The 25,364-nt window shown below is 40.8% G+C and carries 25 protein-coding genes and 2 pseudogenes; 5 read left to right on the top strand and 22 right to left on the bottom strand.

Features of this window, described 5'->3' with window-relative positions; translation table 11 throughout:
• Positions 1-111: 111 nt before the first annotated feature.
• From ADG81_RS07210 to ADG81_RS07195, 4 genes are all read right to left on the bottom strand, one after another.
• Positions 112-741, bottom strand: a complete 630-nt coding sequence (locus ADG81_RS07210) for a Pr6Pr family membrane protein (RefSeq protein WP_000033944.1) — start codon at positions 739-741, stop codon at positions 112-114.
• A gap of 2 nt (positions 742-743) precedes the next feature.
• Entirely contained in the window at positions 744-1,082 is a 339-nt protein-coding gene (locus tag ADG81_RS07205) for a zinc ribbon domain-containing protein YjdM (protein WP_020903640.1), read from the bottom strand.
• A gap of 130 nt (positions 1,083-1,212) precedes the next feature.
• Positions 1,213-1,884, bottom strand: coding sequence for a (d)CMP kinase (cmk, locus tag ADG81_RS07200; protein WP_049551335.1), 672 nt, complete (start codon positions 1,882-1,884; stop codon positions 1,213-1,215).
• Between the two features lie 8 nt (positions 1,885-1,892).
• Complete coding sequence (locus ADG81_RS07195) at positions 1,893-2,384, bottom strand: SAG1386/EF1546 family surface-associated protein (protein ID WP_001040918.1); 492 nt, start codon at positions 2,382-2,384, stop codon at positions 1,893-1,895.
• A 45-nt stretch (positions 2,385-2,429) separates the two neighbouring features.
• Here ADG81_RS07195 and ADG81_RS09505 point away from each other — a divergent pair, with 45 nt between their 5' ends.
• The gene (locus ADG81_RS09505) at positions 2,430-2,627 is read left to right on the top strand and encodes a ferredoxin (RefSeq protein ID WP_004235080.1); all 198 of its coding nucleotides are present in this window, start codon (positions 2,430-2,432) and stop codon (positions 2,625-2,627) included.
• A gap of 57 nt (positions 2,628-2,684) precedes the next feature.
• On the opposite strand, the gene ADG81_RS07190 is transcribed toward ADG81_RS09505, so the two are convergent.
• The 6 genes from ADG81_RS07190 to ADG81_RS07160 form a co-directional block, all read right to left on the bottom strand.
• Positions 2,685-3,650 carry a glycosyltransferase family 2 protein gene (locus ADG81_RS07190; RefSeq protein WP_049551351.1) on the bottom strand — a complete coding sequence of 322 codons (966 nt, stop codon included), beginning with the start codon at positions 3,648-3,650 and terminating at the stop codon, positions 2,685-2,687.
• 1 nt (position 3,651) lies between these two features.
• Positions 3,652-4,671, bottom strand: a complete 1,020-nt coding sequence (gene galE, locus ADG81_RS07185) for a UDP-glucose 4-epimerase GalE (RefSeq protein ID WP_001156540.1) — start codon at positions 4,669-4,671, stop codon at positions 3,652-3,654.
• Between the two features lie 298 nt (positions 4,672-4,969).
• Positions 4,970-6,073 (bottom strand): NAD(P)/FAD-dependent oxidoreductase, encoded by a 1,104-nt coding sequence (locus ADG81_RS07175; protein WP_049551334.1) that lies wholly within the window; start codon positions 6,071-6,073, stop codon positions 4,970-4,972.
• Positions 6,074-6,089: 16 nt separating this feature from the next.
• The gene (locus tag ADG81_RS07170) at positions 6,090-6,887 is read right to left on the bottom strand and encodes a Nif3-like dinuclear metal center hexameric protein (protein WP_049551333.1); all 798 of its coding nucleotides are present in this window, start codon (positions 6,885-6,887) and stop codon (positions 6,090-6,092) included.
• A complete protein-coding gene (locus ADG81_RS07165) occupies positions 6,874-7,551 on the bottom strand; it encodes a tRNA (adenine(22)-N(1))-methyltransferase (RefSeq protein ID WP_049551332.1) in 678 nt (225 codons plus the stop codon). Before ADG81_RS07165 ends, ADG81_RS07170 begins: the two co-directional genes overlap by 14 nt.
• Before the next feature lie 100 nt (positions 7,552-7,651).
• Positions 7,652-9,988 (bottom strand): cation-translocating P-type ATPase, encoded by a 2,337-nt coding sequence (locus ADG81_RS07160; protein WP_049551350.1) that lies wholly within the window; start codon positions 9,986-9,988, stop codon positions 7,652-7,654.
• A 132-nt stretch (positions 9,989-10,120) separates the two neighbouring features.
• Between ADG81_RS07160 and ADG81_RS07155 the strand changes: the two genes are divergently transcribed.
• Positions 10,121-10,870: a lysophospholipid acyltransferase family protein gene (locus ADG81_RS07155; protein ID WP_000500197.1), complete on the top strand. Its 750-nt coding sequence runs from the start codon at positions 10,121-10,123 to the stop codon at positions 10,868-10,870.
• A gap of 43 nt (positions 10,871-10,913) precedes the next feature.
• Here the strand turns inward: ADG81_RS07155 and ADG81_RS07150 are convergent, their stop codons facing one another.
• From ADG81_RS07150 to rpsO, 6 genes are all read right to left on the bottom strand, one after another.
• Positions 10,914-11,606, bottom strand: coding sequence for an alpha/beta hydrolase-fold protein (locus tag ADG81_RS07150; protein WP_049551331.1), 693 nt, complete (start codon positions 11,604-11,606; stop codon positions 10,914-10,916).
• Positions 11,587-12,597, bottom strand: a complete 1,011-nt coding sequence (locus ADG81_RS07145; protein WP_049551330.1) for an ABC transporter substrate-binding protein — start codon at positions 12,595-12,597, stop codon at positions 11,587-11,589. The genes ADG81_RS07150 and ADG81_RS07145 overlap by 20 nt, the downstream gene beginning before the upstream one ends.
• 19 nt (positions 12,598-12,616) lie before the next feature.
• Entirely contained in the window at positions 12,617-13,372 is a 756-nt protein-coding gene (locus tag ADG81_RS07140; protein ID WP_049551329.1) for an ABC transporter ATP-binding protein, read from the bottom strand.
• A gap of 1 nt (position 13,373) precedes the next feature.
• Entirely contained in the window at positions 13,374-14,420 is a 1,047-nt protein-coding gene (locus ADG81_RS07135) for a FecCD family ABC transporter permease (protein WP_049551328.1), read from the bottom strand.
• A 260-nt stretch (positions 14,421-14,680) separates the two neighbouring features.
• Positions 14,681-15,301, bottom strand: a complete 621-nt coding sequence (locus ADG81_RS07130; protein ID WP_049551327.1) for a CadD family cadmium resistance transporter — start codon at positions 15,299-15,301, stop codon at positions 14,681-14,683.
• A 651-nt stretch (positions 15,302-15,952) separates the two neighbouring features.
• A complete protein-coding gene (gene rpsO / locus ADG81_RS07125; RefSeq protein ID WP_001018251.1) occupies positions 15,953-16,222 on the bottom strand; it encodes a 30S ribosomal protein S15 in 270 nt (89 codons plus the stop codon).
• Positions 16,223-16,427: 205 nt separating this feature from the next.
• Here rpsO and ADG81_RS09845 point away from each other — a divergent pair, with 205 nt between their 5' ends.
• From ADG81_RS09845 to thrS, 3 genes and pseudogenes are all read left to right on the top strand, one after another.
• Positions 16,428-16,802 (top strand): hypothetical protein, encoded by a 375-nt coding sequence (locus ADG81_RS09845; RefSeq protein WP_001252466.1) that lies wholly within the window; start codon positions 16,428-16,430, stop codon positions 16,800-16,802.
• Positions 16,803-16,875: 73 nt separating this feature from the next.
• Positions 16,876-17,084, top strand: a pseudogene (locus ADG81_RS10155) (hypothetical protein).
• A gap of 40 nt (positions 17,085-17,124) precedes the next feature.
• Entirely contained in the window at positions 17,125-19,068 is a 1,944-nt protein-coding gene (gene thrS, locus ADG81_RS07115) for a threonine--tRNA ligase (protein ID WP_049551326.1), read from the top strand.
• Between the two features lie 150 nt (positions 19,069-19,218).
• Here thrS and ADG81_RS07110 read toward each other — a convergent pair whose 3' ends face one another.
• The 6 genes and pseudogenes from ADG81_RS07110 to ADG81_RS07085 all read right to left on the bottom strand — a co-directional run bounded on the left by ADG81_RS07110 (position 19,219) and on the right by ADG81_RS07085 (position 25,112).
• Positions 19,219-20,268 carry a DUF389 domain-containing protein gene (locus tag ADG81_RS07110; RefSeq protein WP_020900455.1) on the bottom strand — a complete coding sequence of 350 codons (1,050 nt, stop codon included), beginning with the start codon at positions 20,266-20,268 and terminating at the stop codon, positions 19,219-19,221.
• Positions 20,265-20,588 (bottom strand): potassium channel family protein, encoded by a 324-nt coding sequence (locus ADG81_RS07105; RefSeq protein ID WP_000825751.1) that lies wholly within the window; start codon positions 20,586-20,588, stop codon positions 20,265-20,267. Before ADG81_RS07105 ends, ADG81_RS07110 begins: the two co-directional genes overlap by 4 nt.
• Positions 20,589-20,669: 81 nt before the next feature.
• Positions 20,670-20,867: pseudogene (locus tag ADG81_RS07100) on the bottom strand (hypothetical protein); the annotation flags it as partial.
• A 290-nt stretch (positions 20,868-21,157) separates the two neighbouring features.
• Positions 21,158-22,669, bottom strand: a complete 1,512-nt coding sequence (locus tag ADG81_RS07095) for an ATP-binding cassette domain-containing protein (RefSeq protein WP_049551325.1) — start codon at positions 22,667-22,669, stop codon at positions 21,158-21,160.
• A gap of 798 nt (positions 22,670-23,467) precedes the next feature.
• Positions 23,468-24,442, bottom strand: a complete 975-nt coding sequence (locus ADG81_RS07090; RefSeq protein ID WP_049551324.1) for a sensor histidine kinase — start codon at positions 24,440-24,442, stop codon at positions 23,468-23,470.
• Positions 24,435-25,112 (bottom strand): response regulator transcription factor, encoded by a 678-nt coding sequence (locus ADG81_RS07085; protein ID WP_049551323.1) that lies wholly within the window; start codon positions 25,110-25,112, stop codon positions 24,435-24,437. Before ADG81_RS07085 ends, ADG81_RS07090 begins: the two co-directional genes overlap by 8 nt.
• Positions 25,113-25,364 lie beyond the last annotated feature (252 nt).

The raw sequence follows: 25,364 nt of genomic DNA, 5'->3' as shown, positions 1-25,364 counted from the left end.
GTGTCTTATACTCAATGAAAATCAAAGAGCAAACTAGGAAGATAGCCGCAGGCTGTACTTGAGTACGGCAAGGCGAAACTGACGTGGTTTGAATTTGATTTTCGAAGAGTATTAGGATGACTTTCTCTTGATTTGCTTGATAAAGTAGAAGATAAATCCTGCCACCATATAGGCAACAAAGATAATCAGACACCACTTAAACACGACATCCCAACCCTTGTTTACATTCAAAAAGAAGTAAGGGAAGGGACTGACCTTAGAATTAGGAACATCAAGTTTCAGTACCAAGCCATTAAAAAGAGCAAAAATCATATACAGCAAGGGTAAAATCGTCCACACAACTGGATCCCAAATCTTGTATTGACCCTGTTTGTCAAAAAAGAGGGTATCCGCTAAAAACCAGAGGGGAACGATATAGTGGCAAAGGAAATTTTCCAGAGTATAGAAATTAGTCGCAATGGGCGCTAAGAGGAAATGGTAAATCACACAGGTAATCATGATACTCATGGTAACCCCACCTTTTAAGCGCAAGAGACTTGGTCTTTGCCAGTTTTCACCTAAACGGCTCATAACCTTTAGGAGATAGAGCGTAAAAATCGCTACTAAAAGATTTGACAAAACCGTATAATAGAGAAGCATCCCAAATCCACCATGCTTGGCGATTTCAAGATAAACTCCCGTAAAAGCCGCTAGAAACAAGAAGATACGGCTATAAAATACTAGTTTATAGTGCTTTGACATGCTTAAATTTTCTTCACAAACTCTGATTTGAGTTTCATGGCACCAAAGCCATCGATTTTACAGTCGATATTGTGGTCGCCTTCTACGATGCGAATATTTTTCACACGCGTTCCTTGTTTCAAATCTTTTGGCGCACCTTTTACTTTCAAGTCCTTGATGAGGGTTACTGTATCACCGTCAGCCAATTTATTTCCGTTGGCATCGATAGCGACAAGACCTTCTTCTACTTCTGCAACTTCAGCAGGATTCCACTCATGAGCGCACTCTGGGCAAACCAGTAGGGCACCGTCTTCGTAGACATACTCTGAGTTACATTGTGGGCAATTTGGTAGGTTGTTCATGGTTTCTCCTTATCATCATTCACTATTCTTTGAAAATCAAAATTTCTCGAACAGCAACTATTATACCTTAAAATTAGTATTTTGACAAATTTAGAAAAAAACCGATATCAATCTATCGGCTTTTCTACATTTACATTCTTTTTTCAGCTTCTGCTTTGATTTTTTCAACTACTTCTTGAATGTTCAAACCAGTTGTGTCAAGGTAGACAGCATCCTCTGCTTGTTTGAGAGGTGAAGTCTCACGATGGCTATCCTTGTAGTCACGCGCAGCAATCTCCTCTTTTAAAGTTTCAAGATCTGTTTCAATTCCCTTGGCAATATTTTCCTTGTAACGACGCTCTGCTCTTTCATCAACAGAGGCTACTAGGAAAATTTTCAATTCTGCTTGTGGCAATACAACAGTCCCGATATCGCGACCGTCCATGACAATCCCACCTTGCTGGGCAATCTCTTGTTGGAGGGAAACTAGTTTCTCACGAACCTCAGGAATTGCTGCAATAGCAGAAACATGATTCGTCACTTCATTTTCACGGATAGGATGAGTAATATCCACATCTCCTACAAAAACAAGCTGTTCCCCAGTTTCTGAGCGTCCAAAACTGATTGGATGCTGGTCTAACAAGGTTAGAAGTGCTTCAACTTCTTCTACTCCTAACTGGTTTTTAAGAGCCATATAAGTCGCTGCACGATACATGGCACCTGTATCGAGGTAGGTATAACCAAAATCCTTGGCAATAATCTTTGCGACTGTACTCTTACCACTCGAAGCAGGACCGTCAATAGCAATTTGAATTGTTTTCATATCAACTCCTATTTGATTTTGACAACATCACCTGGATTAGCAAACCAAGATCCTGTAGCCATATGCCCAGGATTCAAAGCCTCTAACTGAGCAATCGAGATTCCTGCACGAGCGGCAATGGCTGCTTCTCCTTCTCCAGCCATAACTTTTGTAGTCCCTTCTGGATCATTTGGATGTTCTGAGCTACTAGATGACTCTTCTACCTTCTCCTCTGAACTAGAAGATGCCTGCTCTGAACTACTACTAGAAGTAGAAGAAACTTGCTCTACTTTTGTATCTGAATCGTGAAAATCTTTCAAGGCTGCTGTGCGATTACTCCCACCCGATGAAAGATAGATAAGAACAATAATCATCACAACTACAATCACAAAGAAAATACTTGCTAAAATAGTCAAGATACGATTAGCCAGCACTCCTCCACCTTGTTCTCTCTTACGACGTTCTGATCTTGTTTCTTCTTGATTCTCATAAATATCTTCTTGCCACGGTTCTTTTGCCATACCTTACTCCTTGTTTTTTTTTACTTTTCTTATTACAATATAAATATGAAAATCACACTTATACCTGAACGTTGCATTGCCTGTGGGCTTTGCCAAACTTATTCTGAATTATTTGATTACCACGATAATGGAATCGTGCGTTTTTACGATGACCCTGACCAACTAGAAAAAGAAATCTCTCCTAGTCAGGACGTCGTAGAAGCTGTTAGAAACTGTCCGACACGTGCCTTGATTAAAGATTAACTCTAACATCGATAAGAACGTTCCACTCCTTCTAGTTTAGCATATTTCCATGCAAAATTATAGTCTTTTCTCTTTATTTTTTTCTGTAAGATCAGGAAGGTCACTTTTTTCTTTGACGAGATAAAGTGGTCTTTTTTTAGTCTCTAGATAAATCTTACTGATATACTTGCCGAGAATCCCAATGGTCAAGAGTTGAATCCCTCCGAGAAAGAGAATAACAGCCATCAGAGAGGTCCAACCTGATGTCGGATTGCCCAAAATGAGGGTCCGAACCACAACAAAAAAGGTCATAAGTAGAGAAATAAAACAAGATAGGAGACCTGCCACAAAGGCGATAATCAAGGGAAAATCTGAAAAATTAACAATCCCTTCAATGGAGTAGAAAAAGAGTTGCCTAAAACTCCAACTGGTCTTGCCAGCCTGCCTTTCGACATTTGGATAGTCCAGATAGTGGGTTTTAAAACCCACCCAGGCAAAGAGCCCCTTTGAAAAACGATTGGACTCGGTCAAAGCTAAAATAGCATCGACTACAGATCTTCTCATCATGCGAAAATCACGGACACCTGACGGCAAGGCTACTGGACTAATTTTTTGCATAAGACGATAAAAAAGATTAGCATAGAGACTGCGAAAGAAGGGTTCTCCCCCTCGACTGGTTCTGCGTGTTCCAACACAGTCCAAGTCTGCATTCTGGTCTAGTAAGGCTTTCATCTCTAGCAACATACTAGGAGGATCTTGGAGGTCTGCATCCATCACCACCACTAGATCTCCTGTCGCATATTGCAAGCCTGCATAAAGGGCTGCTTCTTTGCCGAAATTTCGCGAGAAAGAAATATAATGAACTGCCGGATTTTGCTCCCGATAGGTCTTTAAGAGTTCCAAGGTCCCATCACTTGATCCATCGTCGACAAAGACATACTCGATTTCTGTTTCCAAATCTGGAAGTAAAGCTTCCAAAGCCTGATAAAAAAGAGGAAGTACTTCCTCTTCGTTTAAACAGGGGACAATGATTGATATCACCATCTTAGTCTTCAAATCCATTTGGATGCTTGCTTTGCCAACGCCATGCGTCTTCACACATTTGGGTGATGCCGAGTTCTGCTTCCCAGCCCAGTTCTGCTTTGGCTTTTGCAGGATCTGAATAGCAGGCTGCGATATCCCCTGGGCGACGGTCGACAATGCGGTAAGGAATTGGTCGTCCCACTGCTTTTTCCATATTTTGGATAATTTCAAGAACTGAGTAGCCTTTACCTGTTCCAAGGTTATAAACGTTTAGACCTGAACCTTTTTGGATTTTTTTCAGAGCTGCAACGTGACCTTTGGCCAAATCGACAACGTGGATATAGTCACGAACACCAGTTCCATCTTCTGTATCGTAATCGTCTCCAAACACTTGCACTTGCTCTAATTTTCCAACGGCTACTTGCGTCACATATGGCAAGAGGTTGTTTGGAATACCGTTTGGATTTTCTCCCAAATCACCACTCTCATGGGCTCCGATTGGGTTGAAGTAACGAAGTAAGACCACATTCCATTCTGAGTCTGCCTTGTAGATATCCGTTAAAATTTCCTCTAGCATAAGCTTGGTGCGGCCATATGGATTGGTCACTGAAAGTGGGAAATCTTCCAAGATTGGCACTGTATGAGGATCTCCGTAAACTGTCGCAGAAGAACTGAAAATAATGTTTTTACAGTTGTTTTCTTCCATGACCTTCAAAAGACTAACAGTTCCAGCGATATTGTTGTCATAGTAGGCAAGAGGAATACGGGTAGATTCACCAACAGCCTTCAAACCAGCAAAGTGAATGACCCCTGTTGGTTCTTCTTGCTTGAAAATATCACGAAGAGTATCTGTATCACGGATATCTGCCTCATAAAACGGAATTTCAACTCCTGTGATTCTTTCAACAACTTCTAAACTTTTTCTGTTACTATTCACAAGGTTATCCACCACAACAACCTGATGACCTGCTTGGATTAACTCAATAACAGTGTGGGTTCCGATAAAACCTGCTCCGCCCGTTACTAAAATCTTTTCTTGCATCTTCTTTCCTCGATTCTCGGATTATTTTTTCTTATTTTACCATTTTTGATAGGGAATGTCATTTGCCATCCTAGAGGGTAGGATAAAATTTCAGTAAAATGCTTATACTCTTCGAAAATCTCTTCAAACCACGTCAACGTCGCCTTGCCATATATATGTTACTGACTTCGTCAGTTCTATCCACAACCTCAAAGCAGTGCTTTGAGCTGACTTCGTCAGTTCTATCCACAACCTCAAAGCAGTGCTTTGAGCAGCCTGCAGCTAGTTTCCTAGTTTGTTCTTTGATTTTCATTGAGTATTATTCGCTTTTTACTCGTTTGACATAGTTTTCAATTGGGTAGTTTAGAGGGTCCAAGGTCAACTCCTTGCCTTGAATCAGTTGAGCTAGATGGTAGCCAATGATAGGACCCGTTGTGAGACCTGATGAACCTAGTCCACTAGCAGCATAGACACCTGCTAAGCCAGGTACTTGCCCAAAGAAAGGTGAGAAATCACTGGTATAGGCACGGATTCCCACACGCTCAGCTCTAGAAATCGCCTTAGCCAAGGTTGGGTAGTGAGGCAAGGCGTCCTCCTCCATTTGTTGGAGTAAGGTTTCATCTACCGTCAAATCAAATCCCATGTCATTTTCATGAGTAGCACCTAAGGACAATTTCCCACCTGCAAAAGGAATCAAATCCCACTCCCCTTCTGGCATAACAACAGGGTAAGCTTCCATGTCTTGGGCCAGCTGATAATCTCGGAGTTGCCCCTTTTGGGGACGAACATCTACTTCATAACCTAAAGGCTCTAACAGATGTCCCAACCAAGCTCCCGTCGCCAAAATAACCTGATCAAACACCTCTTCGTCAATCTGGTAACCCGATGTTAAAGGTGTCAGACTCACTTTTTCTTTGACCAGCTTGACCTGACTGGCTTCTAGCAAACGAGTCACCAAGAGTTGACCATCTACTCTCGCTCCACCAGAAGCATAGAGCAGACGGTCAAATCCCTGCAAACCAGGGAATAATTCGTTAGCTGATGCTTGGTCCAGAATGGCTAACCGGCCTATCAAAGGAGATTCTTCTCTACGCTGGAGGGCTAGTTGATAGAGTTCTTCCAACTTAGTTTTATCCTTTTTCAGGAGAAAGACTCCCGAACGCTGGTAAAAGTCAATTTCTTTCCCTGACTTCACTAAATCAGCCAACAAATCCACATAAAAGTCAGCCCCCAAGCGCGCCATTTTGTACCAGGCTTTATTGCGACGTTTGGAAAACCAAGGACTGATAATTCCCGCTGCGGCCTTGGTAGCCTGACCTTGTCCATGGTCAAAGACGGTTACTTCTAGGTCACTTTCTTTAGAGAGGTAGTAGGCAGCTGTTGCTCCCACAATTCCTGCTCCAATAATGGCAACTTTTTTCATTGTTTTCACTTTCTAACTAGATATGGTGGAAAGGATTGGTCGATGCTTGACTAGGTACAATATCAATTGTCCAGCCATTTTCAGCCTTCCATTGAGTAAGGAGTGCAGAAATTTTTTCCACAAAAAGCACTTCAATATAGTGACCTGGGTCCAATGCCAGTAACCCATCAGACAACATATCCTGGGCAGTGTGGTAGTAAATATCACCAGTGATATAGACATCTGCCCCCTTTGCCAAAGCATCCTTATAGAATGACTGCCCACTTCCACCACAGATGGCCACTCTTGAAATAGGCTTCTGCAAATCGCTCTCTTGATAATGCACCATTCGAAGACTATCTAGACCAAAGACTTGCTTGACATTCTGGGCCAATTTCCCAAATGTCTGAGGCTGAACATTCCCAATACGTCCAATTCCACGTTCAGGACCTGTCTCCTGCAGATAAGTCGTTTCCTCGATACCTAGCATCTGACAGAACCAATCATTGAGGCCATTTTCAACGATGTCAATATTGGTATGGCTGACATAAACTGCGATGTCATGCTTTATCAAATCAATGTAAATCTGATTTTGTGGACGGCTAGCTACCAAATCCTTGATGGGACGGAAAATCGGCGCATGCTTGACAATAATCAAGTCTACACCCTTTTCAATGGCTTCAACCACCGTTTCTTCACGAATATCGAGAGCCACCATGACCCTTTGGATATCCTTGTCTAAAGTACCAATTTGCAGACCACGACTGTCTCCCTCCATGGAAAATTCCTGAGGGCAAAAGGCTTCATACGCATTAATCACTTCACTTGCTAACATGGAGAACCTCCTTGATGGCTTGAATTTTATCTACTAGAACTTGACGTTCTTCCAGATTTTTTTCTGGGATTTGTCCGAGGGCAAACTCTAGCTTAACAGCTTCTTTTTGCCATTTTTGGACAAAGACTGGACTGACCTCTTTGGACAAGAAGGGACCAAAGCGAACATCACTAGCTGATAGCTTCATTTGTCCTGCTTCCACCACCAAAATCTCGTAAAACTTGCCAGCCTCTTCTAAGATACTTTCAGCTACAATCTGAAATTCGTTCTCTTGTAGCCAGATACGCAAGTCGTCTTCACGATTATTGGGTTGGAGGATTAAACGCTCTACATTAGCTAACTCGTCCAAGCCTTCTTCTAAAATCCTGGCAATCAAACGACCACCCATACCAGCAATGGTAATGACCGATACCTTATCTGCCTCTTCAAAGGCTGCCAAGCCATTTGCTAAACGGACTTGGATTTTCTCCTTTAACCCGTGACTTTCAACATTTTTAACCGCGGACTGGTAGGGACCTTCTACAACCTCACCTGCAATGGCACTTTTGATTTGTCCTCTTTCGACCAACTCGATAGGCAGATAAGCATGGTCACTCCCCACATCTAGTAAAATGGCTCCCTGTGGCACAAAGGAAGCCACTAATTCTAATCTCTTTGAAATCATCTTCTCTCACTTTCCAAACTCTATTACCTCTTATTATACCACATTTCAGCTGGCAATCTTGTACCTAAAAAGACCGCAATCCACAGATTGCAGCCTTTCTTTATTTTCTAGCTTGGTAGCGACTGGTCAAAATGAAAATCACGGTAAAGACCAACATCATGACACCATAAACAGGTAATGTTTGTCCTGTTAAGGTTGAAATTTCAAGTAGTTTTTGAATTCTTGGGAAGAGAGCTGTAGCTAGGAAGCCTCCTACTGACCAAACAATCAAGAGGACACGCCATAGGGTAAATGGCATGCAGGCTCTAAATACGGATAAGAAACCAATTGACCCCAAGAGATAATAGAGTAGAGTTGAGATTTCTAACTCAGACCAACCTTGGCTACTTCCAAATATTTTCACAAAAAGAACGCTGAACACAACCATGAGAGCACTTGGTAGAGCACGAAGCATGGATCTTCTGAGGAAGTTTGGCTCAACAGGTTTGATATTTCGCTCAAAAGTCAGAACGAATGGTGGGAAACCTTCCACGAACTGGTCAATCATGGTAATCTGGATCGGAATGAAAGGGAAGATCAAGATCCACTCAGATCGTCCCAGAAGAGCACTGGCGATACAGATAACTGCGAGCAAGAAAGAATAGATGGTCTTTATCAAGAAAATCGGGGCGATATGGGCAATGTTATTGACCACGCGACGACCTTCAAAGAGAATCTCAGGAACATCATTAAAGTCTGAGTTCAAGAGAACCAGATTGGCAATCTGACGCGTCGCCGGATCCCCTTCCGCCATCACGATAGAACAATCCGCCTCACGAAGGGCGAGAATATCATTGACTCCGTCTCCTGTCATAGCTGTTGTATGCCCCGCTTTTTTCAGTGTTTGGATAATGAGTTTCTTTTGATGAGGAGAAACACGTCCGAAAATAGCTGTCTCCTCAGCCATAGTAATCAATTCCTCATCCGTGATTTTCGAGCAATCTACATAGCTATGATAGTCCGCAAAACCAGCCTTCTGGGCAATACTGGACACCGTAACTGGATTGTCACCAGAGATGATCTTGAGACCCACTTCCTGAGAACGGAGATAGTCCAACGTCTCTGCTGCTCCCTCTCGAATCGGATCCAAGATTTCCAGCAGGGCCAGAGCCTGAATATCAGATGGTTTCTGTGGCTTGTGATGGTCTAATTTCTCCTGACTGAGTGCCAAGACCAAGACACGTGATCCTCTCTCTAGAGCCTCTCTGGCTTCTGGGACCTCAGAAGCCAGCAACATCTCAGGCGCCCCTAAAAAAACTGTCCCCAAACCTTCTAACTCTATGGCTCCCCACTTGCGGTCGCTAGAGAAGGGAAGATTGGAAAGCATAGGATAGGCTACCTGACCTTGGAAACGCTGGCGAATAGCTTGAGCTGTTGGATTCTTATCCTCACTATGGGCCATATAGCTTGTCAGGATGCTAGCAATAGCCTCGTCACCATAAGTTTCCGTCAACGGAAGAACAGCCTCTACCTGCATCTTTCCTTGGGTGATGGTGCCCGTCTTGTCCAAACAGAGCATATCCACACGCGCCAAGGTTTCAACAGAGTACATCTCCTGCACCAAAACCTTTTTCAAACCTAGCTTGATAACTGCAGTCAAGAGCGAAGTAATGGTCAAAAGGGCAATTCCCTTAGGTAACATCCCCAAAAGGGCTGTAGACGAGTTTACAACGGACGACTTAAGAGGCAAGCCTTTTAACATCAAGGCTTCTAGCAAGAGAGCCAGACCAAAAGGAATGATAATCTTCCCAGTAAAACCAGCTAGCCTGTCCAACGATTTCATGATACGAGAGTTGATTGGTTTAACGGTCTTGGCTTCCAGCATGAGTTTGGCAGCATAGTTATCAGATCCAACATGGTGAACTTGAGCTAAAACTGCCCCACTGGCTAAGAAACTTCCTGACAAAAGCAAGCCATCCACTTCCTTTTGCACCAAATCACTTTCCCCCGTCAACATGGCTTCATTGACTTCCGCAAAGCCTTCCAAAACCAAGGCATCACTGGGAATCTGCTCTCCTGCAGATAAACGAATGACATCTCCTAACACCAATTCTTCAGGATTCAGAGCCACTTCTTGGCCATCACGAATAGTCTTGACCTTTTCCTTGGTCATAAGATTGAGCTTGTCCACCATGTGTTTGGCCCGCAGCTCGGTCACAATTCCAGAAAAAGCGTTAAAGCAGATAACAGCAAAGAAGACCAAATTGCTCCAAGCCTGCACAAAGGCTAGTGCCAAAGCAATGGCAAAGTTTAAAGCGTTAAAAAGGGTAAAGACATTTCGTTTAACGATTTGCCAAGTGCTAGTACTGGCCGATGCAGTAAAATCATTGACCAAGCCCTTAGCCTGTCTTTCCTTGACATCTCTTTGGGTTAATCCCATAATCTTATTTTTATCCATAAATTCTATCATATCATTTTTTCTAAAAGAATTCTAATCTCACCCCAAATATGCACCTAGTCAAGGGAAAAGTTTGCCAGCCCTCCTTTGATAAGGTATAATAATAACAAGAAAATAATCGAAGGAGATCGCATGTTTTATACTTATTTACGTGGATTGGTTGTCTTGCTCCTATGGTCCATCAATGGCAATGCCCATTATCATAATACTGATAAAATTCCTAATCAAGATGAAAATTATATTTTGGTTGCACCTCACCGCACCTGGTGGGATCCAGTTTATATGGCCTTTGCGACCAAACCAAAACAATTTATCTTTATGGCCAAAAAAGAGCTCTTTACCAACCGTATCTTTGGCTGGTGGATTCGTATGTGTGGTGCCTTTCCTATCGACCGTGAAAATCCTAGCGCCTCAGCCATCAAATATCCTATCAATGTTCTCAAAAAAAGTGACCGCTCTCTCATCATGTTTCCAAGTGGGAGCCGTCACTCAAACGATGTCAAGGGTGGCGTAGCTCTGATTGCCAAAATGGCCAAGGTCCGTATTATGCCGGTTACCTACACAGGTCCCATGACTTTGAAGGGCTTGATTAGTCGTGAACGTGTCGATATGAACTTTGGAAATCCAATTGATATCTCAGATATCAAAAAAATGAATGACGAAGGCATTGAAACAGTCGCCAATCGTATCCAAACAGAATTTCAACGTCTGGACCAAGAAACGAAACAATGGCACAATAATAAAAAACCAAACCCACTCTGGTGGCTTATCCGCATCCCTGCCCTCATCCTTGCCATTATCCTCGCTATCCTAACCATCATCTTTAGCTTTATCGCAAGCTTTATCTGGAATCCAGATAAGAAAAGAGAAAAACTTGCTTAAATAAATACAACAATCCCTTGGCAAAAGCCAAGGGATAAATCTTTTATTCGATTTTCCATTTTTGGGCTAACCAGCTGGAAAAAGCTAGGAATCGTTCAACTACTTGTTCATGGTGTCCATGAGGATCAAAGACAAACTGGCCGTTCGGATAGCATTTCTGAAGACTGGTATGGATCTGTTCAGCATAGGCTGGTGCTTGAGCCAAGCGATTACTATGATTGGCTCCTTCTGTTTGACCATTCTGTAAATACAGCAAACAGTCTAGATTTTTCACTGTCTCTGCCTTGCAGTAAGTCACAAAATCAGGATACCAAAAGGAACCGCAGATCGAAAAGACACAGGAAACCTTGTCAAAGCTGAAAAGACTGTAGACTGCCGCCAAACCACCTAGTGAGTAGCCTCCATAAGCAAGGCAAGTTTCGTCCAGGCGATAAAGCGACTGCAACTTGTCTAAAAGACCTCCAAATAAATGATCATGATAGGCGTTGGCCTGACCTCCAAAATCTGGAGCTCCATCTCTCAGAGCTGATGTCGCCCAGGGAGTGTAGTCGTCTAAGCGATTTTTAGAGGTCAAGCCCACTAAAATCACAGATTCGGAAAGGGACGATAGGAAGTCCAAGTTTCCATCATTCAATAAAATAGCCGGATAGGTTTGATTGGGGTCGTAGTTAGAGGGAAGGCTGATTTTGACTTGAATTCCTTCCCAATCAAACTCATTATTTATTGATAAAGTCATTGATTTTCTCAAGGGAATCAATCACTGATGGACCATAGTCCATCAATTCATCGTAAGAGATGGTCATGATTTTTTGATTCTTAATAGCAGGAACGCTTTCCAAAACAGCATTTGCCTTCATCAACTCTACTGCTTTTTCATCCAATTTTTTATTACGATCGCTGGTTACATAGATAATCAATTCAGGATCCATTGACACGAGATTTTCCAAGGTCAAGCCTGATGTCCCCGTAGCAACGTTTGTATAACCAAGTTGGTTCAACAAACTTTCTTGCAAAGCAGACTTGTAGGCACCGAAGGTTTGATCATTATAAGCAACCATAATCAAAGCCTTTTTCTTTTCACCTTGGCTTGCTGGATTTGCTTTCTTAACAGCGTCAATTTTAGTTTGTAATTGGGCTGCGTATTCATTGGATTTTTCCTGAACATTAAAAATCATTCCAAGATTTTTGACATCTTCTACGATATTCCCCAAATCTTGCTGAATTGTTGAGAGAGAAGCTTTTTGTGTATAAACTGGGATTTTATTTTCATTCCAAGTGCTAACTGTCCCCAAGGACTTTTCAGAAAACATCATGTTTCGACCCATCAAAGCGTCTGGCTCATAAGAAAGGACTGTCTCTTGTGAGACTGTTTTTTTATCCCCGATTTGAGGAATAGTCGCAATCGCGTCCTTGTATTTGTCCGTCACAGCATTGTCTGGATTGAGCATGCCAGCAATTTTATCCTTCAACCCCAACTCCAATAAGATTTCAGTGGTTGAAAGATTGTTTGTAATAACTTTTTCAGGTGTCTTGTCAAAAACTTGTTCGACTTCATTTCCTTTAGCATCATAAGTTTTGATAGTTAGCGGATAAGTCGTCTCTGCGCTCGCCTTTTGACTTGTTTCTGTACTAGACTGTGTGGTAGCCTTTTCTGTAGTAGTGTTACCACAAGCTGCCAAAGTTAAGGTAGCTACTGTCACGAGTAAAATACTGAGTGTTTTTTTCATCTTGTTTTCCTTTTCATTCTTATAAATAGTGAATCATTGCTTGCTGATCCTCGGTCCAAGTCACCTGACTTTGAACTCCGTATACAGTTTGCAATGACTCAGGGGTGATGGTCTCCTTTGGAGTCCCTTGGTAAAGGATTTCTCCCTCTTTCATTAGATAGAGATAATCTGAATAGCGACAAGCAAGTTGAATATCATGCAGGACAGCTAGAACATTGACCTTGAGATTCTTCACAATGGCCAACAAGTCTAGCTGATACTTGATATCCAAGTGATTGGTTGGCTCGTCCAGGAGCAAGAGAGTCGGTTCTTGCACCAAGGCGCGGGCTAGTAAGACTCGCTGTTTCTCTCCCCCTGACAGAGACGAATAGAGACGAGTTTTCTTCTCAAGCATATCCACCTTGACGAGGGCATCTTGAACGAGCGCATAATCCCTTTCCCTTTCCTTCTGTAAAAAAGAGAGGTGGGGAGTTCTTCCCAGCAAGACGATTTCTTCAACTGTACAATCAAACTGCAGTTGGTTAAACTGGGTCACAACTGCCATTTGCTTGGCTGTTTCTTTGAGTGACCAATGATCCAGCGGCTTTCCATCTAGGCTTATCAAGCCTTTGTCCGCCTTTTCCTGACGATAGAGGAGTTTAAGCAAGCTGGTTTTTCCGCTTCCATTTGGTCCTAATATCGTGTGAAATTGATTCCCCTCAACCTTAAGAGAGACTCCTTTGAGGATTTTTTTCTCTCCTAGTCCAAAATGGATATCCTGACAAATCAAGTCCATATCAGACCCTCACCTCCCTTCGCCTACCTCCAACAATATAGATAAAGAAGGGAGCACCTACTAAGGCTGTGAAAATACCAATAGGAAGCTCTGCGTTTGGAATGATGATACGAGAGAGTACGTCTGCCCAGATGACAAAGAGGGAACCCATCAAGGTTGCAACAGGAAAAAGCCTCTTGTAATTCGTTCCTACTAACCCTCGAGCTAAATGTGGAGTAATCAGACCGACAAATCCAATAATCCCACAGGTTGCCACTAAGACTGCTGTCAGCACAGCCACCATGGTCACATAAAGATACCAATAAAAGCGTAAGGGAATCCCCAAAGTTAAAGCAGCCTCATCTCCCATCATCATCGCATTGAAAACACGATACTGAGTAGAGAAAAATAGAAAGGCCATTCCTACTATTATAGTTGGCAGGACCAAGTCTGCCCAGGTAGTCCCAGCAAGCGAGCCCATGGTCCAAAACTTAATGGTCATCACACTGTCCGCATTAGCACCAACTGAGATAATAAAGTTTGAAAAAGCCAGAAAGAGAGCATTGACCACCGTTCCTGATAAAATCAGACTAGAAGTCGTCATCCTTCCCTGCATAGAGGCAATGATGAGGACAGAAATTGTTGCCAAAATAGCTCCAAGAAAAGCTCCAAGGCTAATCATCACTTTTAAACCAAGAATGATGCTCAAAGTTGCCCCTAGAGTTGCACCCGCAGATATTCCTAAGACATAAGGCTCAGCGATGGGATTGTTCACTGTGGACTGCATCACGCTACCACACATAGAAAGGCCTGCTCCCACTATCAGACCTAACAATACTCGGGGAAATCTCATGTTCCATACAATGACAAGAGTGGACTTGGAAACCTCTCCTATCTCAAGAGGAAATCCTAATCTGCTCAAAATAATCCGATAGGTATCTCCTAGATCAATTGCAACAGATCCCATTGAAACTGCTAGAAAGAGAGAAATCCCTAAAACACCTAGCAAAATACCTAAAAGTAACACAAATTGCTGGTCTTGTCGGCTTCCAGAAAATTTGGAAAGCATGCAAACCTCCTTTGATAGAATATTAAAAATTTAGAAAATTCTCATGAAAAGTATACCATATTTTCAACTGTGTAACAAGCTATGGAAAAAATACAATTAAAATCAGAAAAATTATGGTTGGTTTTTCCATACAGTGCTAGGAACCGTAACCGAAGATTATACTCGAGTATATCGCGAGGTAAAGTGACAACATAAAAAGCCCTCTGAAAATCAGAGAGCTGATTTGAGCTCGGGCTAAAATCCTAGTGAAACAAAAAAATCTACACGGTCAGAAAAGTCTCTATCGTGCCATTTTCATACATGATGTATAGTCCAAGTAGAATGAATACTAAGGGCACAATGATTCGCTCGTATTTTTCAATTGTCTCGAATATTAACGGAATAGAGGATAACACCCGACTAATCTCGCATAAGATAATTATACCGATTACAAACACAAGCAACGCCACGAGGGTCTGTGACCAATCTAACGAAGCAAAATAAGGTATATAGATACCTAAATTATCTCCGCCAGACGCAATTGTTAGCAATGTAACTGTCCAAAACAGTTGATTTGCCTTGCTTTGTTCTAATCTTTCAATAATTTCTTCCTCTTCTTCCTCTTCTTCCTCACCTTCTCCAACAATTGCAAAGCGAATCCCTAAATAGATAGGGATTAAACCAAGCAATCCAACCATCCATTCTTCAGGCACGAAATTAACGATATAAGCAGCAACTAAACTCGCCCCTACAAGTAAGCCTGTGCCTAGATATTGTCCCGCATAAATATGCCATTTTTGTTTATTCTGTGATAACTGTGCAAATAAAATAAATAAAATAATTAAATAATCGATACTGGTGGAAATATAAACACCAATAGCAGATATGATTGTCTGTCCCATAAAAACCTCCTGTATTAGTCAGTAATAAATCAGCAGATTTTAGGAGAGCACAGACACATTAATTTAGCTATCGCTAGTGGGTAATGTCGAACATAGGAAAGCATTTTACTCCTCCTCAAAACGTAGTTACAAAGTAATTTCTAACTGGAATTCGGTGACTACTTCCATGTAAAGTATAACATACTATACTTTACTTCGTAAAGTGTGGGCTCTCCGAGGGGGCTTACAGACAGCTACGCACCCTTATGGTGTCATTAGCTGATACCATTTGAGGTTTTTGTAATCTCCAAAATTGTGACCGATAAAACCTCAATAAAAGAGCCCTCTGAAGTCCGAGAGCTGATTTGAGCCCGGGCTAAAATCCTAGTGAAAAAGATGAAACTCCTTGTGTTCATCGAACACTGTGTCATTTCCCTATTTTCATACGGATTTCTTACGCCCTTAGCATCATGATTCTTGCTGGATAAACCGTTTATAGACTAGACGGCGAGAAGAAGAATGTACGAAACTTTCAGTGAAACAAAAAAATCTCCCCGAAGGGAGATCATTCTGGTTTATTTTACCTTACAGTGCTAGGAACCGTAACCGAAGATAATACTTGAGTATATCGAGGTAAGGTGACAACGCAATGTAAGTGGAAAATAAAGCAGATTAGCGACGAAGTCCTAGAGAGTTGATCAACTCACGGTAACGGTTAACGTCGTTTTTACGCAAGTATGCAAGCAAGTTACGACGGCGACCGATTTTTTTCATCAATCCACGGTAAGTAGCGTGGTCTTTTTTGTGTTGTTTGATGTGTTCGTTAAGGTGGTTGATTTCCCAAGTAAGGACAGCAACTTGAACCTCTACTGAACCTGTATCACCTTCGTGACGTGCATATTGTGCGATGATTTCATTTTTTTTCTCTTTTGAGATTGCCATGATGTTTCTCCTTTTTATTTGGCTTCATCCGAGTGACAGGTTGGCATGCCTGTAACCAAGAAGAAGTTATTTGTCTTTACGACAATCCCTATTCTACCAATAACTAACTTCTTTGTCAACAGATTTACTTTCTTGTTTTAAACATGCTATAATAATCATAGCAAGAGATTTAAGTTATCTGTTTTTTTAAAACGAGGTGATTATCATGCGTAGATTCTATTTCCATCTCCCCTACTATCTGGTCATATCCTTCTTTTATTGGCCACTTTATGAGTTGTTCTTGCTAGTTGTTTCTGACCCCCTTACACTCAAGGGACTCTATATAAACAATCTTCTCTTCTTTACACCTCTGGTAATCTTGATTATATCGCTACTCTATAGCTACCGTTTCCGTTTCTCACTTTGGTGGTTAATTGGTAACGGACTGCTCTTTTGCTTTACTATCATAACCTTTGGTGAATTTATCTGGTTTTACTTTTTAGCCTATGAAATCTTTGCTCTGGTGGGCATGGCTTCCGGTATTGGTATCAAGTATATTCTACAAAAAATGAAAAACAAAAAACTTTCACAAAATCCTTGAAAAATCTCACAATCATGCTATAATAATCCATAGAGACAAGTCACTTAGTCCCTTTCTACTAGAGAGTGCGTGGTTGCTGGAAACGCATAGGAAGCCTAAACTGATACTACTCTTGAGTTTTTTATGAAAACATAAAACGGTGGCCACGTTAGAGCCAATCAGAGGTGTCCCTCTTTTTTGAGGAACATAAATGAAGGTGGAACCACGTTGCGACGTCCTTTCGAGGATGTCGCTTTTTGTTTTTCTAGCTTTCACAGTCCTCTGTCCCTGTTTTCAGAATAGGGTTAACACATTCGTCAATAATATAAGTAAGGAGAACATCATGATTAACATTACTTTCCCAGATGGCGCTGTTCGTGAATTCGAATCTGGCGTTACAACTTTTGAAATTGCCCAATCTATCAGCAATTCCCTAGCAAAAAAAGCCTTGGCTGGTAAATTTAACGGCAAACTCATCGACACTACTCGTGCTATCACTGAAGATGGAAGCATCGAAATTGTGACACCTGACCACGAAGATGCCCTTCCAATCTTGCGTCACTCAGCCGCTCACTTGTTTGCCCAAGCAGCTCGTCGTCTTTTCCCAGACATTCACTTGGGTGTTGGTCCAGCCATCGAGGACGGCTTCTACTACGATACTGACAACACAGCTGGTCAAATCTCTAACGAAGACCTTCCTCGTATCGAAGAAGAAATGCAAAAAATTGTCAAAGAAAACTTCCCATCAATTCGTGAAGAAGTGACTAAAGACGAGGCACGTGAAATCTTTAAAAACGACCCTTACAAGTTGGAATTGATTGAAGAACACTCAGAAGACGAAGGCGGTTTGACTATCTATCGTCAGGGTGAATATGTAGACCTTTGCCGTGGCCCACACGTCCCTTCAACAGGCCGTATCCAAATCTTCCACCTTCTCCATGTAGCAGGTGCTTACTGGCGTGGAAATAGCGACAACGCTATGATGCAACGTATCTACGGTACAGCTTGGTTTGACAAAAAAGACTTGAAAAACTACCTTCAAATGCGTGAAGAAGCTAAGGAACGTGACCACCGTAAACTTGGTAAAGAGCTTGATCTCTTCATGATTTCTCAAGAGGTTGGTCAAGGACTTCCATTCTGGTTGCCAAATGGTGCGACTATCCGTCGTGAATTGGAACGCTACATCGTAGACAAAGAGTTGGCTTCTGGCTACCAACACGTATACACTCCACCACTTGCTTCTGTTGAACTTTACAAGACTTCTGGTCACTGGGATCATTACCAAGAAGACATGTTCCCAACTATGGACATGGGTGACGGGGAAGAATTTGTCCTTCGTCCAATGAACTGTCCGCACCACATCCAAGTCTTCAAACACCATGTTCATTCTTACCGTGAGTTGCCAATCCGTATTGCTGAAATCGGTATGATGCACCGTTATGAAAAATCTGGTGCCCTCACTGGTCTTCAACGTGTACGTGAAATGTCACTCAACGACGGTCACCTCTTTGTGACTCCAGAACAAATCCAAGAAGAATTCCAGCGTGCCCTTCAGTTGATTATCGATGTTTATGAAGATTTCAACTTGACTGAATACCGCTTCCGCCTCTCTCTTCGTGACCCTCAAGATACTCACAAGTACTTTGACAACGATGAGATGTGGGAAAATGCTCAAACCATGCTTCGTGCAGCCCTTGATGAAATGGGCGTGGACTACTTTGAAGCCGAAGGTGAAGCAGCCTTCTACGGACCAAAATTGGATATTCAAGTTAAGACCGCTCTTGGAAAAGAAGAAACTCTTTCTACTATCCAACTTGACTTCTTGCTTCCAGAACGCTTCGACCTTAAATATATCGGAGCTGGTGGTGAAGAGCACCGTCCAGTTATGATCCACCGTGGAGTTATCTCAACTATGGAACGCTTCACAGCTATCTTGATTGAGAACTACAAGGGTGCCTTCCCAACATGGCTAGCACCTCACCAAGTAACTCTCATCCCAGTATCTAACGAAAAACACGTTGACTACGCATGGGAAGTAGCTAAAAAACTCCGTGACCGTGGTGTCCGTGCAGATGTAGATGAGCGCAATGAAAAAATGCAGTTCAAGATCCGTGCGTCACAAACAAGCAAGATTCCTTACCAATTGATCGTTGGGGACAAGGAAATGGAAGACGGAACAGTCAACGTTCGCCGCTACGGACAAAAAGAAACACAAACTGTCTCAGTTGATGACTTTGTTCAAGCTATCCTAGCTGATATCGCCAACAAATCACGCGTTGAGAAATAAGAGATAAAACCTGGGATAAAATCCTAGCTACCTAAAAAGCAACAACTATTTCAGGTGTTGCTTTTTATATTTTATTTAACCTGAGCTAGTAGTGATTGATCAAACCACCACACAAGATTTGCTTTCATGAGTTAGATATGGTCAATATCCTCAATCCTTGTCTGCTTCATTTTCTTTTACGAGATCGTTTTGTGAATCTTTTTCAGAGAGTTTTTGATCAATATACTTGTCAATGTTTTCATAAAATTCCTTGGTCGCTTCACTATCTAATGTTGGCGAGTTCTGAACTTGATTCACTTTCAATTGAACAGATTGAATACCGTAAGAGGCTTGTTTTTGGTGGAGTGTTTCTAATTCTTCTTCTGAAATCGGATCTCCAACAACCGTCAAGACCAATTCATTGTTACTTGACTTGTAGACTTGATTAATAACCGTATAATTGGCGAACTCTTTTCCTACAAACTGTTTGATCCCTTCTTTGCGCGCTTGTTCTATTGTCAGAGTAACTGCCGAATAGCTAGCTGGAAGAATCAACAATACAATCAAAGATATCAAGCCAATTCTCATTTTAATGCTCAGCTCTTTAAATGAAGTTAAAGGAGATTTTCTCATCAAAATTCTTGTTCCAACAATGTTGATTAGCATGATAAAGACACAGTTGATCAAGAAAAGATAGAGAGCCCCCAATAAAAATCGTACATTCCCATTAGCTAAACCATAGCCAGCAGTACAGATAGGCGGCATCAGAGCTGTAGCAATGGCTACTCCTGGCACGATATTGTTTGCTTCTTTTTTCCTTGAACCGATCACACCAGCAATCCCACCAGCAATAGCAATGAGGACATCCCAAATGGTTGGAGAGGTTCGTGCAATCAACTCGCTACTTGCATAAGACAAGGGAGAAATCCAGAAATACAGAGTCGAGACAAGCAAACTGACCAACACTTGAGTCAATAAAACCTCTAGAGATTGCTTGATTAAACGCGTATCAAAAATAGCTAAACCGAATCCCAGTCCAACAATCGGTGTCATGAGAGGTGAAATCAACATGGCTCCTATAATGACAGCTGTTGAATTCATATTTAGTCCGATAGAGGCAATAAAAATTGCACACATCAAAATCGCTGTATCTCTCAATCGAACATGAAGGTCATCGTATAATTTCTCACGGTATTCCCGTGTTGAATAATTGGCAGTCATTTGTCCTCTCCTCTTTCCTTATTTAAATTGGTATAATAATTAAAAATAACAGCTGATAAACAGCCAAAAAATATGAGCCCATAAATCGTCAAGAAGACACTGGTAATCCTTCCAATCAAGGTCACAGCTAGGAGATCCCCGTAGCCGACAGTCGTCGAAGTCACAAAAGCATACCAAAGACCGTCTCCGTAATTTGTGATAGCAGGTTCAACTAGGAAAAGCACGCCTCCTGACCCAAAAACAAAGGTCACAAAACTCAGAGCAAACCGAGTAAAACCCGTAACCTGCATAATATGCCATAACATTTTTAAACGTTTCATTTGTTCTCCTTATTCATACTAGCTCCTGACCGAGCCGTTTTTTTCCAATAATCAAAGTGAAGATAGGACATGATCTCCATCACCAAACCCCAGTCCAACAATCGGTGTCATAAGAGGGGAAATCAGCATGGCTCCAATAATGACAGCTGTTGAATTCATATTTAGGCCAATAGAGGCAATAAAAATCGCACACATCAAAATCACTGTATCTCTTAATCGAACATGAAGATCATCATATAATTTCTCACGGTATTCACGTGTTGAATAGTTTCCAGTCATTGGTTACTCCTTTTATTTCGTATAATTTTGTTTCTGCATGGATGATGGTAGAGAGACTTCTGTCCAATCTTACATATTTTTCTTCTCACCTGTTATTCTTTTGAAAATTATCCTTTAAATATCCGTCAGTCCATCCTTAACATTATATCAAAAATTTTACAGTCTTTCTTCGAAGAAATCTATCAATTGAATAGATAGATGAAGCAAGAAATTTTTGTTTCCTTATCCGAAGAAGGAAAAACGGTATCTCCTGAACCTTGATACTATGCGTTTTATTCTTTATAATTTAGCTATTTCAAAATTACAAGTTCTCCATTCTTAATTTCCCAAACTTGGTCAAACTTACTTAATAATTCGTTTTGGCGATGTAAAGTAACAATGACGGCACTTGGTAGTTCCAGAACTCTTTCCAATTCCATTTTAAACTGATTAGTATCCAAGGCAGAGAAAGGTTCGTCTAGGATAAGCAATGGATTTTTACGATTTTTCTCACGATTTAAATACATTCGTTGTTGCTGACCACCTGACAGGGATTGTGGTGGATTTTTTTCAAAATCTTCTTCTCTGAATTTTTCATTGAAACTATTGAATAGCGTTACATTATTTTCATAACTCGAAATAAATGTATGTTCTTGTTGCAGAATCATACCGAATCTTCCCCAAAGATGGTCCAAAACAAGCCCATCTAGCACAATTTGTCCTTCAAAATCTTCATCTGTTCCATTTAAAATGTTGAGAAGACTACTTTTTCCAGACCCATTCTTACCAATAAGCGCAATTTTATCCCCTTTTTGAATCGTAGCGGAAGTAATTATCAATTTTGATTCTCCCAGTTGTTTGGAAATGTTTTTCAAAGTAATCGTATCAAAAGAATGTTGAGGTGCTTGAACTGAAACGGGTCTCCCAACAATGTTTTGAAAACTCTTGATTACAGGCTTTACGGACTCTAACATTTGTAAATCATAAAGGATTTCCTGTATTGGTTCAGAAAAAGCATTAATATATCCGAAACTCGCCACCACCTCAGGAATACCGAGTTGCTGGTGAGATAGAGAGTAGGCTAAATAAATAAACAGAACAAGACTAATGAATTCAAAAGAAACACCTGTCAATAAGATGCCTGTAATTTTTGTCAAACCATACTTAAAATACTTATCCTGCAAATTCTTTAGAGAACTCTTTTGTTGATTCAAAAAATGCGACATAGTTAGTTTATTTACCAAATGATGTCCCATGAGCAAATCCTCCAAAGTTCGATAGTAATCTCCTTGTTTTTTCAAGTAAACCTGTCTACGATTAGCGGTCAACTTCCCAACGATTTTAGGAATTTGAATACTAATTCCAGTGGAAAAGATTAAAATCAGTGATACAATAGGATTAATTGTTCTGCTAATAATGAAAGCGTAAATGATGATACGTAAAATTTGTTTGATAAAACTCATCAATGGAGGAAGGTAATCCTTTTCCAACGAATCTAGGTCATTAGATTGAAAGGAAATATACTCTGCTACTGTTTTCTGCTTGAAATCGTGGTGACTGAGTCCCAGAAGTGAACGAAACCACTCATTTTTCAAAGTAGTCGAAAAGATAATCCCCTGCTTCCAATCAAGTATCATTTGGATATAGTTACAACTCAAATAGCCTGCCACTGACATAGAGTAACCATATAGAGCTACTTGATAATCCCCTTTGATTAATGCCTGCGTGAAATACGGTAACAAAGCTGTGCAGATATTCGATACTACACCAAAAAGAAAATTAAAGAAGAGATACCATCTAATAGTTTTAAGATATGGTAGCATATACGATACTCCTTGCTAATGCGTTTTTTTACATATCTCAGAACAATCTCTACTATTCCTTATTTCAGATAGTGCGATACTCAGACATTGAGTGCAATAATTGTAAATCACACAAGTTCTGCAGTTTTTACTATCATTCAAAATATAATTTGCTATTTTGTAAAATATAGGTCTATCCCATGTTTCTTTGATAGATGTAAAATGAATATTTCCAACACTTCTATTGAAAGTAAGCTTTTTCAGTTTTTCTAACGATTTAGGCTATTTCGTGACACACCCACAATCCGTGAAAATTCTGGTTATATCAGATTATGTGATTTTCGTAAGAATTTTATATTGTCTCCAATCATGGTAGTCTCCTTTTACTTGATAAAACTATTATAACATTTAGAAATTAAAAACTGGTTCAAAATCAATAGGATGTGTGTATTCGATACATTCAATAAATTCTTGGAAACAGTTCTACACCAGTTACACAAATCTATATACACCTATCTCATTCAAAATAAAAAGAAAGCTGCAGTTCTTTTAATCCTGTATCAACGATTCATTCTGAAATCGAATAGGAGACATTTCCCAAGTCTACAATTCACTTCATCTCAAATTAATTTTTGTAATTCACCCTTAGTTTATAGATTTTATACTCAACAAAAGTATAAAGCATACAAAACTTCACTTTGAACCAGTATTTATACTATATTCCGTATTAAAAATTCTATTATTGGTTTTGTAAAAAACAGTCTTCAAATATCCTGAAATATAGCAAAAAGAGATTGGGTAAAAACTCATTGTCTCTTCTCACTCAAGGACTAAGTTTACTTGAGCAAACTGAATCCGCACTATCGTTCCTTTTCCAACCTCAGACTCGATACGAATCTGGTGCCCCAGTTCTTCAGAAATTTTCTTAGATAGATAGAGGCCAAGTCCAGATGACTGCTGAGTTAGGCGTCCATTATATCCTGAGAAGCCACGTTCAAAGACTCGGAGGACATCACTGTTTTTTATCCCGATTCCCGTATCCTTGATACAGAGTTCCTGGCCTTCCATATAAATCTCCAGACCACCTTCCTTGGTGTACTTGAGACTATTTGAGATAATTTGTTCAATGACCACTAGTAACCACTTCTTATCCGTCACAATTTCTTTATCAAGGTCATATAGGTTGACATTTAGGCCTTTTTGAATAAAGAAAAGAGCATATTTACGAATTATTTCCTTGACCAAGTCCTCAATTTGCACCTGCTTCAAGACCAAATCATCATGGAAACTTTCTAAACGCAGGTACTGTAAAACTAGATTGGTATAGGAATCAATCTTGAAAATTTCCTGTTCTAATTGCTGCTTCAGTTGGCGGTCGGCTACTTCTGCAACTAAGAGTTGACTGGCTGCAATGGGGGTCTTAATCTGATGGACCCACAAGGTATAGTAATCCAGTAAATCCGTCAGTTTTCTTTCTGAATCTGATCTCTGCTGATAAAGTTCCATCTCACGCGCTTCTAATTTTTCTGCTAAAACTCTTTCCAAAGGAGACTGAGCTTCCCTCTCCCCATAGAGAATTTCCTGACGATATACCTGCATTTCTACCAATATGTCCCAAGCGAAAAATAAAATGGTTACAAAGCAACACAAGAGGAAAAAGTAGAGAAAGTAAATTCCCAAACTGGCAAATAAAAACTGAAAAAGCAAAACTAGAAATGCTAAAGCAAGCAGATAGACAAACAGACGACTACGGGAGCGCAGATAGGCTAGAAAAAATTGTTTCCAATCAAGCATGCTTTAATCCGTACCCTATTCCTTTCTTGGTCTCGATAAATCCAATCAAGCCCTGCTCTTCCAACTTTTTACGCAAACGAGCCACATTGACAGAGAGAGTATTATCATCAATGAAAAAGTCACTGTTCCAAAGTTCTCGCATCAGGTCGTCACGCGCTACGATATTACCTGCATGCTCAAACAACACGCGTAAAATCTGGAATTCGTTCTTGGTCAAGTTCAAGACTTGCCCTTGATAATGTACATCCATTGATTTGGTATTGAGGATAACACCGGCATATTCCAGTAAACTCTCGTCACGCCCAAACTCATAGGAACGACGCAACAAGCCCTGAACCTTGGCTAAAAGAACCTGCTGGTCAAAAGGCTTGGTCACAAAGTCATCTGCTCCCATATTGATTGCCATAACGATATCCATAGCCTGGTCTCTCGAAGATAGAAACATGATAGGCACCTTGGAAATCTTGCGGATTTCCTGACACCAGTGATAGCCATTAAACAAGGGCAAACCAATATCCATGAGAACCAGATGAGGCTCCGACTGGACAAATAGACTCAACACTTCCATAAAGTCTTCTACCAGAACCACTTCAAATCCCCATTCAGAGAGCATTTTCCCGACCTGTTGACGAATGACCTGATCATCTTCTACTAATAAAATCTTGTGCATGCGCTTCTCCTTTGCTAATTCTAGGAGTCTTAAATCCTTTATTATAAATAGAGGGCTTAGTATCTAATACTTTTTTGACATTTCCTTGTCACAACAGCTCAAAAACAAATAGCGAATAACCCCATTGATATCATACCTTATTTTCATACATTGTGCCAGCCCTACCCTTTTATTTTTAATTTTTTCAACCTTCATTTCAGTTCTTTTATCCATCCACTTAACCAAAATTTATATCTATTCTTCCAAACCTTG

It is taken from the genome of Streptococcus pseudopneumoniae (assembly GCF_001070815.1).
Taxonomy (GTDB): Bacteria; Bacillota; Bacilli; order Lactobacillales; family Streptococcaceae; genus Streptococcus; species Streptococcus pseudopneumoniae_P.
This window is presented reverse-complemented; position numbering and strand designations above follow the sequence as displayed.

Excerpts from the sequence above, each read along its gene's own strand:
- ADG81_RS07210 (WP_000033944.1), bottom strand. The coding sequence starts at position 741 with ATGTCAAAGCACTATAAACTAGTATTTTATAGCCGTATCTTCTTGTTT.
- ADG81_RS07205 (WP_020903640.1), bottom strand. The coding sequence starts at position 1,082 with ATGAACAACCTACCAAATTGCCCACAATGTAACTCAGAGTATGTCTAC.
- cmk (WP_049551335.1), bottom strand. The coding sequence starts at position 1,884 with ATGAAAACAATTCAAATTGCTATTGACGGTCCTGCTTCGAGTGGTAAG.
- ADG81_RS07195 (WP_001040918.1), bottom strand. The coding sequence starts at position 2,384 with ATGGCAAAAGAACCGTGGCAAGAAGATATTTATGAGAATCAAGAAGAA.
- ADG81_RS09505 (WP_004235080.1), top strand. The coding sequence starts at position 2,430 with ATGAAAATCACACTTATACCTGAACGTTGCATTGCCTGTGGGCTTTGC.
- ADG81_RS07190 (WP_049551351.1), bottom strand. The coding sequence starts at position 3,650 with ATGGTGATATCAATCATTGTCCCCTGTTTAAACGAAGAGGAAGTACTT.
- galE (WP_001156540.1), bottom strand. The coding sequence starts at position 4,671 with ATGCAAGAAAAGATTTTAGTAACGGGCGGAGCAGGTTTTATCGGAACC.
- ADG81_RS07175 (WP_049551334.1), bottom strand. The coding sequence starts at position 6,073 with ATGAAAAAAGTTGCCATTATTGGAGCAGGAATTGTGGGAGCAACAGCT.
- ADG81_RS07170 (WP_049551333.1), bottom strand. The coding sequence starts at position 6,887 with ATGTTAGCAAGTGAAGTGATTAATGCGTATGAAGCCTTTTGCCCTCAG.
- ADG81_RS07165 (WP_049551332.1), bottom strand. The coding sequence starts at position 7,551 with ATGATTTCAAAGAGATTAGAATTAGTGGCTTCCTTTGTGCCACAGGGA.
- ADG81_RS07160 (WP_049551350.1), bottom strand. The coding sequence starts at position 9,988 with ATGGATAAAAATAAGATTATGGGATTAACCCAAAGAGATGTCAAGGAA.
- ADG81_RS07155 (WP_000500197.1), top strand. The coding sequence starts at position 10,121 with ATGTTTTATACTTATTTACGTGGATTGGTTGTCTTGCTCCTATGGTCC.
- ADG81_RS07150 (WP_049551331.1), bottom strand. The coding sequence starts at position 11,606 with ATGACTTTATCAATAAATAATGAGTTTGATTGGGAAGGAATTCAAGTC.
- ADG81_RS07145 (WP_049551330.1), bottom strand. The coding sequence starts at position 12,597 with ATGAAAAAAACACTCAGTATTTTACTCGTGACAGTAGCTACCTTAACT.
- ADG81_RS07140 (WP_049551329.1), bottom strand. The coding sequence starts at position 13,372 with ATGGACTTGATTTGTCAGGATATCCATTTTGGACTAGGAGAGAAAAAA.
- ADG81_RS07135 (WP_049551328.1), bottom strand. The coding sequence starts at position 14,420 with ATGCTTTCCAAATTTTCTGGAAGCCGACAAGACCAGCAATTTGTGTTA.
- ADG81_RS07130 (WP_049551327.1), bottom strand. The coding sequence starts at position 15,301 with ATGGGACAGACAATCATATCTGCTATTGGTGTTTATATTTCCACCAGT.
- rpsO (WP_001018251.1), bottom strand. The coding sequence starts at position 16,222 with ATGGCAATCTCAAAAGAGAAAAAAAATGAAATCATCGCACAATATGCA.
- ADG81_RS09845 (WP_001252466.1), top strand. The coding sequence starts at position 16,428 with ATGCGTAGATTCTATTTCCATCTCCCCTACTATCTGGTCATATCCTTC.
- thrS (WP_049551326.1), top strand. The coding sequence starts at position 17,125 with ATGATTAACATTACTTTCCCAGATGGCGCTGTTCGTGAATTCGAATCT.
- ADG81_RS07110 (WP_020900455.1), bottom strand. The coding sequence starts at position 20,268 with ATGACTGCCAATTATTCAACACGGGAATACCGTGAGAAATTATACGAT.
- ADG81_RS07105 (WP_000825751.1), bottom strand. The coding sequence starts at position 20,588 with ATGAAACGTTTAAAAATGTTATGGCATATTATGCAGGTTACGGGTTTT.
- ADG81_RS07095 (WP_049551325.1), bottom strand. The coding sequence starts at position 22,669 with ATGCTACCATATCTTAAAACTATTAGATGGTATCTCTTCTTTAATTTT.
- ADG81_RS07090 (WP_049551324.1), bottom strand. The coding sequence starts at position 24,442 with ATGCTTGATTGGAAACAATTTTTTCTAGCCTATCTGCGCTCCCGTAGT.
- ADG81_RS07085 (WP_049551323.1), bottom strand. The coding sequence starts at position 25,112 with ATGCACAAGATTTTATTAGTAGAAGATGATCAGGTCATTCGTCAACAG.